The sequence below is a fragment of the Mesorhizobium sp. CNPSo 4688 genome (assembly GCF_057784295.1).
Genome location: NZ_JBWLUY010000019.1, coordinates 1 through 13,917, shown reverse-complemented (window position 1 = coordinate 13,917; position 13,917 = coordinate 1). Strand labels below are relative to the sequence as shown.

The 13,917-nt window shown below is 62.7% G+C and carries 10 protein-coding genes; 4 read left to right on the top strand and 6 right to left on the bottom strand.

Annotated features, from left to right (window positions below; genetic code table 11):
* Positions 1–14: 14 nt before the first annotated feature.
* On the bottom strand, positions 15–1,100 hold the full coding sequence (locus AC04SH_RS28285) for a S1 family serine peptidase (RefSeq protein WP_488577521.1): 1,086 nt from the start codon (positions 1,098–1,100) through the stop codon (positions 15–17).
* A gap of 408 nt (positions 1,101–1,508) precedes the next feature.
* On the opposite strand from AC04SH_RS28285, the gene AC04SH_RS28280 reads away from it, so the two are divergent.
* Positions 1,509–2,588 (top strand): trypsin-like serine peptidase, encoded by a 1,080-nt coding sequence (locus AC04SH_RS28280; RefSeq protein WP_488577447.1) that lies wholly within the window; start codon positions 1,509–1,511, stop codon positions 2,586–2,588.
* 151 nt (positions 2,589–2,739) lie between these two features.
* Positions 2,740–4,578, top strand: a complete 1,839-nt coding sequence (locus AC04SH_RS28275) for an MORN repeat-containing protein (RefSeq protein WP_488577446.1) — start codon at positions 2,740–2,742, stop codon at positions 4,576–4,578.
* On the opposite strand, the gene amrB is transcribed toward AC04SH_RS28275, so the two are convergent.
* The 5 genes from amrB to AC04SH_RS28250 all read right to left on the bottom strand — a co-directional run bounded on the left by amrB (position 4,579) and on the right by AC04SH_RS28250 (position 12,904).
* Positions 4,579–6,294 carry an AmmeMemoRadiSam system protein B gene (amrB, locus tag AC04SH_RS28270; RefSeq protein ID WP_488577445.1) on the bottom strand — a complete coding sequence of 572 codons (1,716 nt, stop codon included), beginning with the start codon at positions 6,292–6,294 and terminating at the stop codon, positions 4,579–4,581.
* Between the two features lie 155 nt (positions 6,295–6,449).
* Positions 6,450–9,428: a caspase family protein gene (locus AC04SH_RS28265; RefSeq protein WP_488577444.1), complete on the bottom strand. Its 2,979-nt coding sequence runs from the start codon at positions 9,426–9,428 to the stop codon at positions 6,450–6,452.
* A gap of 58 nt (positions 9,429–9,486) precedes the next feature.
* Positions 9,487–10,191: a DUF4760 domain-containing protein gene (locus AC04SH_RS28260; protein ID WP_488577443.1), complete on the bottom strand. Its 705-nt coding sequence runs from the start codon at positions 10,189–10,191 to the stop codon at positions 9,487–9,489.
* Entirely contained in the window at positions 10,188–10,580 is a 393-nt protein-coding gene (locus tag AC04SH_RS28255) for a hypothetical protein (RefSeq protein ID WP_477233309.1), read from the bottom strand. The genes AC04SH_RS28260 and AC04SH_RS28255 overlap by 4 nt, the downstream gene beginning before the upstream one ends.
* A gap of 104 nt (positions 10,581–10,684) precedes the next feature.
* Positions 10,685–12,904 carry a caspase family protein gene (locus tag AC04SH_RS28250; protein ID WP_488577442.1) on the bottom strand — a complete coding sequence of 740 codons (2,220 nt, stop codon included), beginning with the start codon at positions 12,902–12,904 and terminating at the stop codon, positions 10,685–10,687.
* Between the two features lie 229 nt (positions 12,905–13,133).
* Between AC04SH_RS28250 and AC04SH_RS28245 the strand changes: the two genes are divergently transcribed.
* Positions 13,134–13,538 carry a Fur family transcriptional regulator gene (locus AC04SH_RS28245; RefSeq protein WP_112562754.1) on the top strand — a complete coding sequence of 135 codons (405 nt, stop codon included), beginning with the start codon at positions 13,134–13,136 and terminating at the stop codon, positions 13,536–13,538.
* A gap of 212 nt (positions 13,539–13,750) precedes the next feature.
* Positions 13,751–13,917 (top strand): transposase (locus tag AC04SH_RS28240; protein ID WP_488577520.1); only part of this gene is annotated, 167 nt, incomplete at its 3' end.

Genomic DNA, 13,917 nt, shown 5'->3' with positions numbered 1-13,917 from the left:
GAACCGTTCTTGCCTCAGGGCTTCTTGGCGGTGCCGAGACCAGCCTTAGGCGCTGCCGCGGCGGCCGGAGCCGGGGTCGTCATCTTGGCTTCGATCCAGCCGGTGTAGTTGGCCAGCCGCGTGTAGATGCCATAGGCGTTCTTGTGGCCGCAGGCGGCGGTGCCGTCGGACGGACCTTCGCCCCAGCTGACGACGCCGACCTGGACCGGACCGTCGGCGCCGGTCATGAACAGCGGACCGCCGCTGTCGCCGTTGCACGCGTCGCGTTCGCCGCTGTCGGTACCGGCGCAGATCATATTGTCGGTCAGCGGATCCGACATGTCGGCGGCAATCGCATTGGCGGCGGCATCGATGCCTTTTTCCGAATAACGCATGCGGTGCGAGAGGTCGCTAAGCGCCGCCTTGAGGTCATGCGCATAGATCGACTTGATGCCGCTGTTGCAGGCAGCGCTCGGCTCGAGATCGAGATCGGCGACCATCAGTGCGGTCGGGAAAGTCCCGTCCTGCATCTTGCCCCAGCCGATAACCGTGGTCTTGCCGCTGTCGGGCGTCGGCTCACGCGTGATCTTGATGGCCGGTGCGTCAGCCGGCTCGGCCAGCCGGAGCAGGCCGAGGTCGTTGTCCAGCGTCTGTTCGCTGTAGTTCTCGTTGACGATGACCTCGACCACCTTGTAGCGCTTGCCTTCGGTGAGATCGGTGGCGCCGGTCAGCACGGTGACCGTCTCGGGCGAAATCGGCCGACCCTTGTCGTTGAGGCAATGCGCGGCCGTCAGCACCCATTGCGGCGCGATCAGGCTGCCGCCGCAGAATTGCGCGTTCGGCTGTGAGGCCGGGCTGGGATCCAGCCGCGCGGTGGTCAGCAGCGCCACCTGGAACGGATAGGCGCCCTTGTCGGCTTCCTTGCCGCCATAGACGCGGTCGGCACCGTCGGGGTTCTCGGCCTTGGCCTTGTCCCGGGCTTCCGCGACGCGTTGCATCGGCGAGACCGCCGCTTCCGGCCTGACGGTGGCGTCTGCCGCATGCAGCGCGTTGAAGGCGGGAAAAGCAGCCGCGATGCCCAATAGCGATGCAGCGGCGAGTGGCCTGAACCGATGGAACATGTTCACCTTGAAACCTCCTGAGATGAAAACTGGCGGGCGATGCCAAGCTAGCGCAAAATCAGCCTGAGCGAACCGGTACGCCGTTCGCACCTTGCGCCATATCGAACGGCGCGCGAGCGGTCATAAAACCGAAACACCACTTTTGCTAATCGTGCCCCGTCGGGCAGAACCCACCCAAACCCTATAGCCCCCCACGGGCTACGTGGAAGCGATTTGTCATTGCCAATGTTGGATTATTTTAGGCAGTATATCGACGCGGATGCGTTTGGCGGAGGGCTTTAACGAGGCCGTCCGGAACGATGATCTGACACGGGCGGGTAACCAAACTGATTCTTTAACGCCACCACGATCTCGACAATATTTCTGTATTTTGATCCACTCCTTGCTGACTTTTGGGAGAGTCTCACCATGACAAAACTGACAAGCACTATCATTGTGTCCGCATTGCTATCCACCGCAATGTGGACGCTGCCCGCCTTCGCCGCCGATCCCGGTTCCGCGAATGCCGGCAACGGCGAAAGCATGCGCGATGTCGGGACGGGCGACTACCAGCCCGGCCGGGCAAAGCCGATCGCCCCGCCGAAGCTGACCGAAGATGAAGCCAGCCGGGCAGCGCCTCTGACCGACGAGGCAACGGCGGTCAAATCCTATGGCATCGTCGGCCGTTCCGCCGATGGCAAGGACATCAAGATCGATGCCGGCGAGACGCTGAAGGATCTTGTCATCAAGGAACTGAATGCGCCGGCCAACGCACCGAATGCCGACAAGACCGGGCTGACGGGCGGCGACGAAGCCGGCCGCCAGGTGTTCGGGGCAGACGACCGCGAGCAGATCAAGAACACCAAGACCTACCCGTTCACCGCGATCGGCTATATCGAAGGCAAAGCGAAGAGCGGTTATGGCAGCTGCTCGGGGACCTTGATCGGTCCGCGCACGGTGCTCACCGCCGCGCATTGCCTCTACAGCAATGAAGACAAGGCCTGGCTCGACGACGTCATCTTCGTGCCGTCGCTCAACGGCAATACCGCAGACGATGCACCGTTCGGCGCTTTCAGCTATGAGAGCGTCTATATCCTGCAGGGCTTCATCGACAATTATCAGGGCTACTACGGCTCGGTCATTCCGTGGGACCTCGGCATCATCACGCTGAAGCAGGATATCGGCACCAATCTCGGCTGGCTGGGTTATGCCAACTACGAGAACCTGGGCGATTTCACCGCCAATATTATCGGGTATCCCGGCGACAAGCCGATGGGCACGATGTGGAAGGCGACCTGCGAAGTGCACGCCGAAAACATCGGCGTGGAGTATTTCCAATACGACTGCGACACCTATCCGGGGTCGAGCGGCAGCTCGGTCTACGCCTATGACAATGGCGCCAAGCAGCGCGTCGTCACCGGCGTAAACGTGGCTGAAAGCCCGAATGCCAACACCGCCGTGCGCCTGAACGCCGCCAACGTGCAGTGGATCAACAGCCTGTACAAATAAGGCCCGATCTTTCGCCGGCAAACGGCGGCGAGAACCGGCAATACCAAACCGGCGACGGGACCTTCCCGTCGCCGGTTTTTTGCATCGAAATCGCTCCCTTGCACAGTTTTGCGGCGGCGCTTACGCTAGGCGATCCAAGGGGTTGGGAACGATGGCGCGGGCAGGAATGATCTTCGGGGTCAGGGCGATGGCGGCTGCATCCATGCTGGCCGCACTGACATGTTTTTCCGCGATGGCCGATCAAGGTGCCGCCTCGCCTGATGGCGCCTGGGCCGAGCGGGTGCAGATACTCTATCAGAGCGATACGCGGTCGGTGCTGCGCAAGAACGTTCGGGTCTGGGATTTCAATCCGGAGTTGGGCCTGGATTTCGTCTGGGAGCCGGCCGCCGGCCAGTCTCCGGATCGGACGGTAGCGGCCGACGGCACCGTCAACGGCAAGGGCAGGCTGGTCTGGCGCGTGCGCGGCTCCGCCAGCTATGACCCCAAGACCATCTATTCCAGCTATTTCGGCGAGATCAGGAATGGCCGGCCCGATGGGCGGGGACGGCTGGAACTGCGTTCAAACGAGATACTCGACGGCCATTGGGTCGCCGGCCAGCTCGACGGCCACGGAACCCACATCGACGCCGACGGCAATCGCTATGAAGGGCAATTCACGGCCGGTGTGCCAAATGGCGAGGGCCGGCTGGAGACGAAAACGGGCGAAATATTCGTCGGCTCATTTACCGATGGGCTGAAGAACGGGAAGGGCCGCACCCGGCTGCCGGGCGGCACCGTCTACTGGTCGCAATGGGCGATGGGCAAGGAGATCGGCGGCGCGCGTCCCGACGTGCTGGCCGATGCCCGAGTGGGCGGGCTGCTGAAGGCGCAAACCGGCGGCGGCGCCGCAGACAAGGTCGAGATCGGCATTGCAGTCGACCAGCGCATGACGCAGCAGGCCGACATGCAGTACCAGCATCTGGTGCGCGACGAAGACATCGCGATCTATCCAGTGTCGGACGAATACAACGATGCCTGGAACGGCACCGGGCAGGTTCGTACCGGCAATGTCTATGACGGCATGGATTGGGAGCAGGCGCCGGCCTTCGCCGAAGTCGACCTCAAGACCACCGATCAGTCGCGGGTCAAGCTTGACAGCCTGGAAATGAAAGTTGCTTCCAGCGAAGCCTATCGCAAACCAATGCTGTCGATCAGCGAGCACTATGGCTGTATCGGATACCGCCCCGATTTTTCGATCGTCAACAATGGCTGGGGCGACGTCAAGGACATGAAGATGTCGATCCAGTTCACCAGGACCGACGAGGAAGACAACGTGACCGGCGAGCCGAGCCGCATGTTCACGAAGGACATCGGCAATTTCGGCGACGGCGTCGACGTCTCGGTCAAGAATGTGCTGGCCGAGGCCGGCGTCGATACGACCACGCTCGAGACCCAGCGCTTCACTTGCCCGTCGAGGGACGCGCTTGACGTCTGCCGCGCCCAGGTGGCCAACAAGGTCAAGTTCGGCGATGTTGCCGATTATATCAGCGGCAGCGTCGACAAGATGAGCGTCACCGGGATCGGCAAGCTCGATTATTCCTGGGCCGACGATCAGGGCAATGTCTCTCTGCAGAGCGAGCCGTTTCGCGTCGTCGTCTCGCTGGTCAGCATCGAGGTGCCGGAATCGCTCGCCGAGTGCGGCGATGGCGGCGGCGCGTCGCCCGAAGCCCTGCGCTACCAAAACATCGAATTTCCGATCGGCAAGACCGACTACAGCATCCCCATGCCGGTGCGCGGCAACAAGAATCTCAGCGCCTACACGGCGCGGCTGAAGATGTGGTCGTCGATGTCGTCGATCCATCGCTTCAGCATCGCCGCCCATTTCGCCGACGGCAGCACGCGCGAGAGCAAGCCCGCCACATTCTTCTATTTCAAGCCGAAGCGGTCTCTTTTCGAGACCAAGACCAAGCCGGCCGTGTGCTATTTGCCGGAAGACCTGCAGGGCTGCTGATTACTTCGAGCCCATCTCGAAATAGTTGGGCAGCGGGATCAGCCGGGCAAAGATCGTGCCCTGGCTGAACACCCTGAGTTCCAGCATTGACCCGGACGATCGCTCGGCCTTCTGGTCGAACAGGAAATTCCCGAGCGAATAAATCTCGGCCACATCGCCGCCGGCGAGCGGCAGGATCGCTTCGCTCGACACATGCGGATGGCCGCCGACGATGGCGGTGACACCGCGCAGCCGCATCTGGTCGGCAAGCATCTCCTCGCGTGGTGACGGCTCGGTCTTGTACTCACGGCCCCAATGGACAAAGGCGACCACCGGCCGCTCGGCATTGTCGTGTAGCAGCCGGTCGAGCAATGCAGGCGTCAAAAGGTCGGTGTTGCTGGAGCCATTGGTATCGATGTCGGTCAGTCCAACAATGTCGAGATCGGCAAGCGCCTCGGTCTCGCCCTGGCCGAAATGGGCGATACCGGCCGCATCGAGTGCGGCCAGAGTCTCGGCATAGCCGGAAGGGCCGAGGTCGTAGGCGTGATTGTTGGCAAGGCTAACGGCGGCGACCTGCAATTTCTTCAGCATGCCGATGGCGAGGTCCGTTGGCATTGCCAGTGTCATGTCGTCGATCGCTTCGGGAACGTTGGGCAGGATGACGCCTTCGAGGTTGACGATCAGCGGCCGCGATCGGGTCAAAGCCAGCACGCTGTCGACGATCTCCTCGGCAATGCCGTCGCGGACCAGGACCTTTTTCATGGCGCGGCCGAAATTCACGTCACCGGCGAAATAATAGAGCTTGTCATCGGGCCGGGCAGGGTTGTTGAAACCGGGACCGAAGGCGCCGAACAGGGCCACGACATAGCTGGTGGTGCGCTCGACATAGTCGCTCGAATGCGCCTGCGAATTCTCGTTGGCGACGACCAACGGCGCAGCGCCGAACAGTTCGCGCTGCAGCCTGGTCTGGATGTAGAGCGCGCCGACCGAATCGGCGTGCGCTGGCTGCTGCAGCGCCGCAATGCCGTCGAGCGAGCCGGCGGCGAGCATGTTCAATGTCTGCTGGTCGAAACGCCGCGCCTCATGCTGAGGCAGATAGTGCGAGAAATCGGTGGATTCGACGATCAGCGTGCCCTTGTCGACGATCGCCTTCAGCGCCTCCGCCAGCCGGTCCCAGTCGCCGCGTTTGGCCTTGACCGACATCGCCACCGGCACGATTTCGGCCTCTGGAAAATAGTGGTGCAGGAACGGCAGCATGGCCTGCACGCCATGCTCCTTGGCAAACAGGCAGGACTCCTCGACCATGTCGCTGTTCGCCTCGAGAAGGCGAACAGCTGCCGTATCGGCGAAAACCGGGCCAAGCACGGTCTCAAAGCCGCGCGTGGTGGTGGCGAAGAGCTTCTGCGTCTTGTGAAAATGATCCGGCGACAGCATGACGATGCGCTTGTAGCGAAAGCCGGACGCGGCGTGGAAACCGAGCGCGACCAGATCGGCGGCGAGCAAATGATGCGGCACGGTGATGCCGGTGAGACGTTGGTTGGAGGGCTCGATTTTGGCGACCGCAGAGATGGCGTCGTTGAAGAGCGCGGTGTCGTCATAGAAAGATGGGAAATTGGCGTCGCCTGGCGGGCAGGGGATGGGGGCTGCGAATGCTTGGAGCGGAAATAGGAAGGCGACAGCGAAGATCAGCAGAACAACGGTCTGCGCCCAGACACCCCCTTCTGTCCTGCCGGACATCTCCCCCGCAAGGGGGGAGATTAATCTCCTCGTCGCCGGCTCTTCATTTGAGACGTCGATGATTGGCGAAACCTGAGGCGATAGCTGATCTCCCCCCTTGCGGGGGAGATGTCCGGCAGGGCAGAGGGGAGTGCCCAGGCGCTGGCGCTTCACTCTCACGGCTCGGCCAGCACAATGTTCTCAACGCCGCCGACATAATAGAACGGCTTCTGCTTCGACGCGGTCAGCCGCAGCACTTCGCGCGAAATGTAGTCGGCGAGGCCGAACAGCGTCACGCCGCCATCCGAGGTCTTGGCCCGGCCGCGCAGGCCTTCGAGGATCGAATAGGTGAAGACGCCGTGGCCGAGTTCGGGCAGTTCGGCGGCGGTGTTGTTGGCGGCGGTGGCCGAGAAGACGACGATGCGCGCGTCCTGCGCGTCCTTTTCCAGGCGCGGATTGAAGGCGTTGGCGGCATGGCAGGTGTCGAGCAGCATGAAGCGCATGCCCTTGGCCCGCTCGACCGATTTCTGGATGTCGCCCCAGTCGACCAGCGAGGAGCGCTTCCAGCGATCGGCATCCTGTTTGCGGCCATCGGTGGGGATAAAATAATAGTCCTCGTCGATGTTGATGCCGTGACCGGCGACGAAAATGATGGTCGTGTCGTTCTCGCCGGGCTTGTCGAGGAAATCGGCAAGCTGGTCATCAATGGTGTCGGAATCCGGCTCCAGGATGCTGTCGGCGCTGGCGACCTTGAACACGTCCTTGCCGGCGTCGGGCGCCTCATCCAGCGCTTCGCGGTTGACCAGCACAAGCGTCTCCATCGACGAGAACAAAGGTGCGGATTTCTGCGAGATCACCTTGAGGAATTCGGTGGCGTCGTCGACGGGGTAGCGCAGATCGCAGGCGCGGCCGGCGCAGGCATCGGGGAGGAAGGGATATTTGTCGACGCCGATCACGGCGACGTAGAGCTTGCCCTTGTTTGCGGGCTTCTCGGTTTTCCGGGCCAAGGCTGTGACGCTGCGCTCGGTCAGGTAGCCGAATTCATTGGTGCCGGTGATGCGGATGGTGTTTTCGCCATTCTCGACCGGCACCTCAACGATGGTGCTTTTGCCGCCATCGGCCGAGCGCGCCGTGACATCGCCGACATTGCGGCTGTTCGACAGGATCGAAAAGCCTGCGACATCAGCGCCGGCTTCCTGCGCGCCTGTGATCTCGACGGCGACATAGCCCTCGCGGACATTGCTCTGGTCGTCAGCTAGCTTGATGCCGAATTCCGGCGGCTTGCGCGAAAGCAGCCTTTCCAACTCGCGGTCGATGCCGGGCCGCATTTCCTGGACGGCCTGTTCGGCGCTGCGCAGGACAATGGCCCGGCGCACCATTTCCGGGCTCCAGAGGTATTTCTTCAACTGGCCGGCGCTGATGAAACGTCCCTCATGATCGCGGCCCTGATTGACCTGCCAGCCGATCAATTTGTCGCCGTCGGCGGAGGAATAATAGTAACCCTGCGGCATCCAGACGATCCATTCAGAGCCGGCAAAAAACATCGACACGATCAGCCTATGCGTCTTCGAGTTCCACAGCCGCACGGTCTGGTCGGCGCTGCCGGTGATCAGCAGTCCTTCCTTCTCGGAGGCGGCAATAGCGTTGATTTCGCCGGTATGGCCGGTGAATTCGCCTGACACCGCGGCGGTCGCGGTCTTGTACTCCAGCAGCGTGCCGTCGCTGCCGCCGGTGACCAGGCCAAGACCGTTGCTAATCAGGGTGTAGGCCGAATGGACGAAGCCGTTGGTGGCGGCGTTCTCGATGCTGTGCACCACCTTGCCGCCGTTCGCGATTTCCAGCACGGCATCTTCCAGGCCGTCCTTGCCGCCGGGGACGGCGCGAAGCGACCACTGACCGTCGGCCAATGCGGCGCGGGCAAAGGCGCCCTGTTCCGACAACGCTTCGGGGTCCTCGAAGAACCGCTCGGCCGTCGGCAGCGCCAGCGTCTTATCCAGCGTGCCCTGAAACTCGGGACAGGACACGCGCTCGGGGCAGGGGTTGGCATTGCCCCAGGCGATGGAGTTGCTCACCGCATCGATGCCGACCGCCGTCACCGGTTCGCCGACCCCTTGCAACAGCGCCTTGCGCTCGCCGGTCGCGGGGTCCCAGACCTGGATGGCATTGCGGGTGCCGCCGGCGGTCGCCACCAGCGAACCGTCGGCATTGCTGGCGCCGGCAAAGACCGTGCCGTCATGGCCGCGATAGTCGTGAACTTGCTCGCCGCTGTCCGTATTCCAGACCACCGTGCGGTGCTTGTCAGCGCAGCGATAGCTGCACGACGCCACAAGCCGCGAACCTGTAGCGAAGCTCAGCGCGCCGATCTGGAAATCCTGCTTCGGCATGGCGCGAACGAACTTGCCGTCGATGGCCTGCCAGAGCTGGACGTCACCATCCTTGCTGCCGGTGGCGAAGAGGCTGCCATCCAGTGAGACAGCGAGTGCGGCGACGCTGACGTCGCGCAGCGGTTCGGCCTCGGCGGGCAGCGGGATTTCCTCTGACCTGGCGACGTCCCAGAGCCGTATGCCATTGTCGGTGGTCGTCGCTGCCAGCCGGGTTCCCGCTGCGGCGAAGGCGAGCTTCTCGACGCGCCAGGTATCGGCATCGAGTTTTGTGGCCAGCGTCCAGCCCGAAGCGGATTTGTCATCCTCGCGCCAGAGATAGACGAAGCCATCGCCACCGCCGGCGGCCAGCATGCTTCCGTCCGGCGAGAAGGCGACATCATAGATCGCGTAGTCGGCGCCCTTGAGCACGGCCTTGATCTTGCCGGTAGCGAAATCGAACAGCCTGACATCGCCATAGGGCGGCTTGTCGCCGATGCCGGCGCCGAAATAGCCGCCGGCGGCGATGGTCTTGCCATCCGGCGAAACGGCGATCGCAAAGATCTTGCCGTCATTGCCGTTACCGAGATAGCCGCGAATGGTGCGCAGCGTCACTCCACTCTGCCAGTCCCAGATGCGGATGGTCTTGTCGTCCGACGACGAGACCAGTTCCTGGCCGTCCGGCGTGAAGGCAAGGTCGGTCACCCTCGCACTGTGACCGCCGGTGTTGAGATCGAGGTGGAAATCGAGGTCTTCGGCACGGGCTGCTGACGCCAGCACGAAAAGACCGAGCATGATCAGCAACCGGAAAGCACGCAAGGGATGGGAGCGGCCCGGCATCTTCGTTGCGCCGCTATTTGGATTCAGCGGGAGGCGAGCCGAGGCGCACATAGTTTTCGATCGCCTGGGCATAGTTCGCGGAACCGGTCTTGCGTTCCTTTTCTATGTAGCCGGCAAAGTAGCTCCAGAACGACACCGCATAGTCGCGGAAATAGGCGTCGGCAACATCGCGCGAGCAGAGCTTGCCCTCGACGCAGATGGAAAGACGGTTGAGGAAATAGACGATGCGGTCGAAACTGTCGTTGAAATCGGCGATCGGCATGGTGCCGCCCCCGGCCGTCATCGCCTCAATACCGACGCGTTGCCGGAACACCTGTTCCTCGGTTGGCGACGGCGTGGCGCTGAGCAGATTGTCATATTTGGCGTTGAGCGCCGCCAGCCGCTCCTTGAGCGCGCGTTGTGCCTGCTGAAAATCCTTGCTTTCCCAGAGTTCGACCAGCGACATCGTCTGCTCGACGCGCTTCTGTTCCTGGTTTGCCAGAAACTGGAAGACCGAGAAGGCGAGGGTGAAGATGATCGCCAGCCGCACGGCGAGGCCCGACCAGGCATAGGCCAGCATGCGCCAGTCGCGGTCGGTGAACGGGTTGGATTCCTTCTTGATCTCGTGGCTGCTCGGCCACGGAAAACCTTCGGTGGTTTCCGGCAAGGTCTCCGGCTTCTTGTTCGATGCCGGCAGGGCCGGCCGTTTTTGTGTTGCAGTGCCCCCCGGCTTTTTCATCCGCAGCTGTCCAGTTGGATGGTGGCGGACGGATCGAGCACGATGCCGGGCGCCTCCAGTTTCTTTTTCAGGCAATCGAGCTGCGTGCGCGAAATCATGAACTGCACGTCCGGTTCGGCAGCCGCCTTGTTGGGTGACGGCAAGGGCTCGACCACGCCGCGCGAGGCGCAGTTGGAGAGATCGACGACGACGGCCGTGCTGCCGGTCTTGGCGATCTGGTCATACTGGTCGAGAAAGCAGGTGGCGAGCTCGGAATTGGTGACGACCTGCTTGACGCACAAGCCGCAGGTTTCGTCCGCCGAGGCATTGGCGGCCAGCAACAGGCCGGCGGCAAGGCCGGCAGTCGCTGCACGCCAGGAAAGCACGGGGATAGTCACGGATGTCCTCATCTTTTGCATCCCGCCGCGGCACATCGAGGCGCCGCGAGCCGGGAAATGTTCATATATCATGGCCTTGGCGCAAGAGCCGACAACGGATGTCGGTCCGTTGCAGCTCAGGCGCGCGGCACCGTCTCCATCGGGAAGATCATCACCGCGCCCTTCGGACCGCTCTTGTCGGCAAGTCGCATCACCGAGCGTGTCGCCGGCGCCATGCCGATGTCGGCCAGCATGTCGGAGAAGCCCGGTGTTCCCGAGGCGGCTCGCGTCACAGCGCGCACGCCCTCCTGGGCAAGGAAGCTCAGATCTTCTTTTTCGCTCTGCGGCGGCGCCTCGGTCAGCACGGCAATCATCCGCTCCATGCCGAAGCTGGTGTCGGTGAAGGCGAGCAGCCCTTCCTTAAGTCCTTGGTCGGCCTGCTGGTTGATCGGCGCCAGCCGCTCGGAGACGATGTGGGTGATCGAATAGTCGCTGCCGATATAGAGCACGTTGATGTCGACGAATTCGTCGGACTCGTTCCTGGCCGCGATGTGCACCTGGTCGCCCGGCGAAACGCGCGGCACGGTTGAGGATTCGATCGGCTCCATCGCGCCGCTGTCCTGGCGCTTGATCAGGAACTGGACGCTGACCTCGTCCGGCCGGTAGCCGGAAGCGGCGGCGAGCCGCGACAGGCCGGTGGCGCGGAAGATCGTGGTCAGGTTCTTGGCCGTGTTTTCGGCGAGCTTATCGCGGCCATCCTGATGGATGACGATGCGCGGCGGCTTGCTGCCGTCCTTCAAGCTGATGTCGCCCGACGCCGGCAGGAACCATAGCGCCGGCTCGTCGGTCGCATCTGCGGCGGCGCCGGTGATGGACTTTTCGCGCAGCACCGCCAGACGCAGATCGGCGCTCTTGCCGGGCTCGACCAGCGCTATGTGGAAGCCGGAATTGGGCTTTGCCGCCAGTTCGTCCAGAACCGAATTGACGAGTTCGGTTTCCTCTTCGAGCCCTGCGGTCGGCGCCGGCTTCGCCACCAGCAGCTTGTAGTCGACGGCGAGTTCGGCGACGCGCGCATAGGCGCCGGCAGGTACCTCTGTTGCCGCGAGTGCCGGCTTGCCGTCGAACTCGACTGGCTTGAGGTTGCTTTCCAGGTTCCTGGCCGATTGCACTTCGAGATAGCCGACCGCGTCGGACAGTCTCGACAGCGCCGAAGGCAGGATGGCGAGCTTGCTGCCGGGGGCAAGCCCCTGCAGCAGCCCTGCGCCGATCGCGACGTCGCCATCCTTGACGGCAATTGGCCATTGCATGACGGCGTCGGTCTTGTCGGTGCCGAAGACGCGGGCATCGAGTTCACCCTCGAACAAAGGCGTCGGCCTTGTGCGGCCGTCGGCAGAATATTGCTGGAGAACGGCCTGGCCGAGCTGGCGGTAGGTGACGTTGGGGTTCTCGGCCAGTTTCGACAGGATGGTGAAGGTGAACAGGCCGAAACGCGGCGCGTCGGGGGTACCTTTGGGCAGCGGCATTTCCGGCGTCGTCTCGACCGTCTGCGCGGCATAGAAGGCAACCAGCTTGCCCCTGGCGATCGGCTCGGCGCCGGTCGGCGTCAGGTTGAACGCCGGTTTGCGGCCGCCATTCTCGTCGAAACCGCGCGAGGCGGTGGCCGAGATGTCGTCATAGACCTTCACGGCTGCAGCCTTGGCCGCGTCATCGCCACCGACAAGATCGGCGAATTCGACCTTGCGCTCCAGTTCGTCGTCGACTTGCGCGGCGCGCGTTGCGGTGCCGGAATGGCAGCAGTCGAACACGACCCAGACAAAGGCGCCCTTGTCGCGGATGGCGTCGAGTGCGGCGCCGACCTCATTGTCGACCAGCGCGTTCGGCACGCCCTCTTCGCGGTTGATCCATTTGTCGATGTCGGAGGGCAGGAAAATCTCGTCGAGGCCGTCGGTCTCGTCGCCCGCCTTGGCCTGCGGCTGCTGGGCGCCGTGGCCGGACAAATGCAGATAGACGAAATCGTCGCGTTGCACCTTGCCGGCGAGATCGGCAAGGGCGGCCTTGATCGCCGCATGGGTCGGCGGACCGTTGGCGCCTTCGACATCCTTGGCAAGCAACGTGACGTTCTCGGCCGAGAACTTCACCGGATCGGGCGTGTTCTTCAGGAGATAGTCGCGGACCAGGCCGGCATCGTTCTTCGGACCGATCAGCCAGTTCTTCTGCGGCAGGTTGGGATAGTCGGTGCAGGCAACCAGCAGCGCATGGTAGGTGCGCGAGGCGGCGAGGGCGCGGAACGAGACCGTACCGGCGGCCACAAGCGCCGACGTGCCGACGAGCAGCGTCCGTCGTGTCAATTTGATCATGATTGCTTCCCCAAGCCCGATCGAATTTCCAACTGCGCTACCCCTCGTTGGGAATTTTGTCAGTATTTTGAATGTGGTCTGTGCCGTCAACCGGGGGTGGCGGTCATGGTGTCGATGGCGATAACGGAAACAGTGGCAAAAAGCCCGGTTCATCGCTATCTCAAGGGGATAGAGACTGCGCATGACAGAAATGCCGTGCAAGCGGTGCGGAAAGATCGGAAACAGGATCATGGCGGCAAGGGATGTGCTGACGAAGAATCAGCTGAGCGTGCTCGAGAAGCTCGAGGCCGCCAGCGGACCGCTCAGCGCCTATACGCTTCTCGACCAGCTGCGCGAGCGCGGTTTCCGTGCACCGCTGCAGGTCTACCGCGCGCTCGACAGCCTGGTGAAGTCAGGTTTCGTGCACAGGCTGGAGAGCCTCAACTCCTTCGTCGCCTGCGCCGAGCCGCACGATCACAGCCACTCGATGACCGCCTTTGCCATCTGCGATACATGTGGCCAGGTGACGGAGATGTCGGACCATGATGTCGACCACCGGCTCGACGAATGGGTGCGCTCGACGGGGTTTGCCGCCAAGAAGGCGGTGATCGAGTTTCGCGGGACGTGTGCGAAGTGCCGGGCTGAGGCTGCTTAAACCCTTCGCTTCGTCATCCTAGGGCGGAGTGAACGCGAAGCGGAACGGCGACCCTAGGATCCATTCCGTTACATTTCCGACGATTGCAGCGGTGCAGAACAAATCTCCACAGCCTCGACGCTCAAGCGTCACGGCATGGATCCTAGGGCGCGTACTCAACCCTTGCATGGCCATTGAAGCAGTGATTCAACGCCTTTGATTAGGAGGCGATGATGGCACGCTACGATCTGAGCGAAGCAGAATGGCAAATCGTGGAACCGCTTTTGCCGCCACATGGCTTGGGCAAGAAGCGGGTCGACGATCGGCGGGTGGTCAATGGCATATTTTACGTTCTGAGGACCGGATCGCCTTGGCGCGATCTGCCCGAGCGGTATGGCCC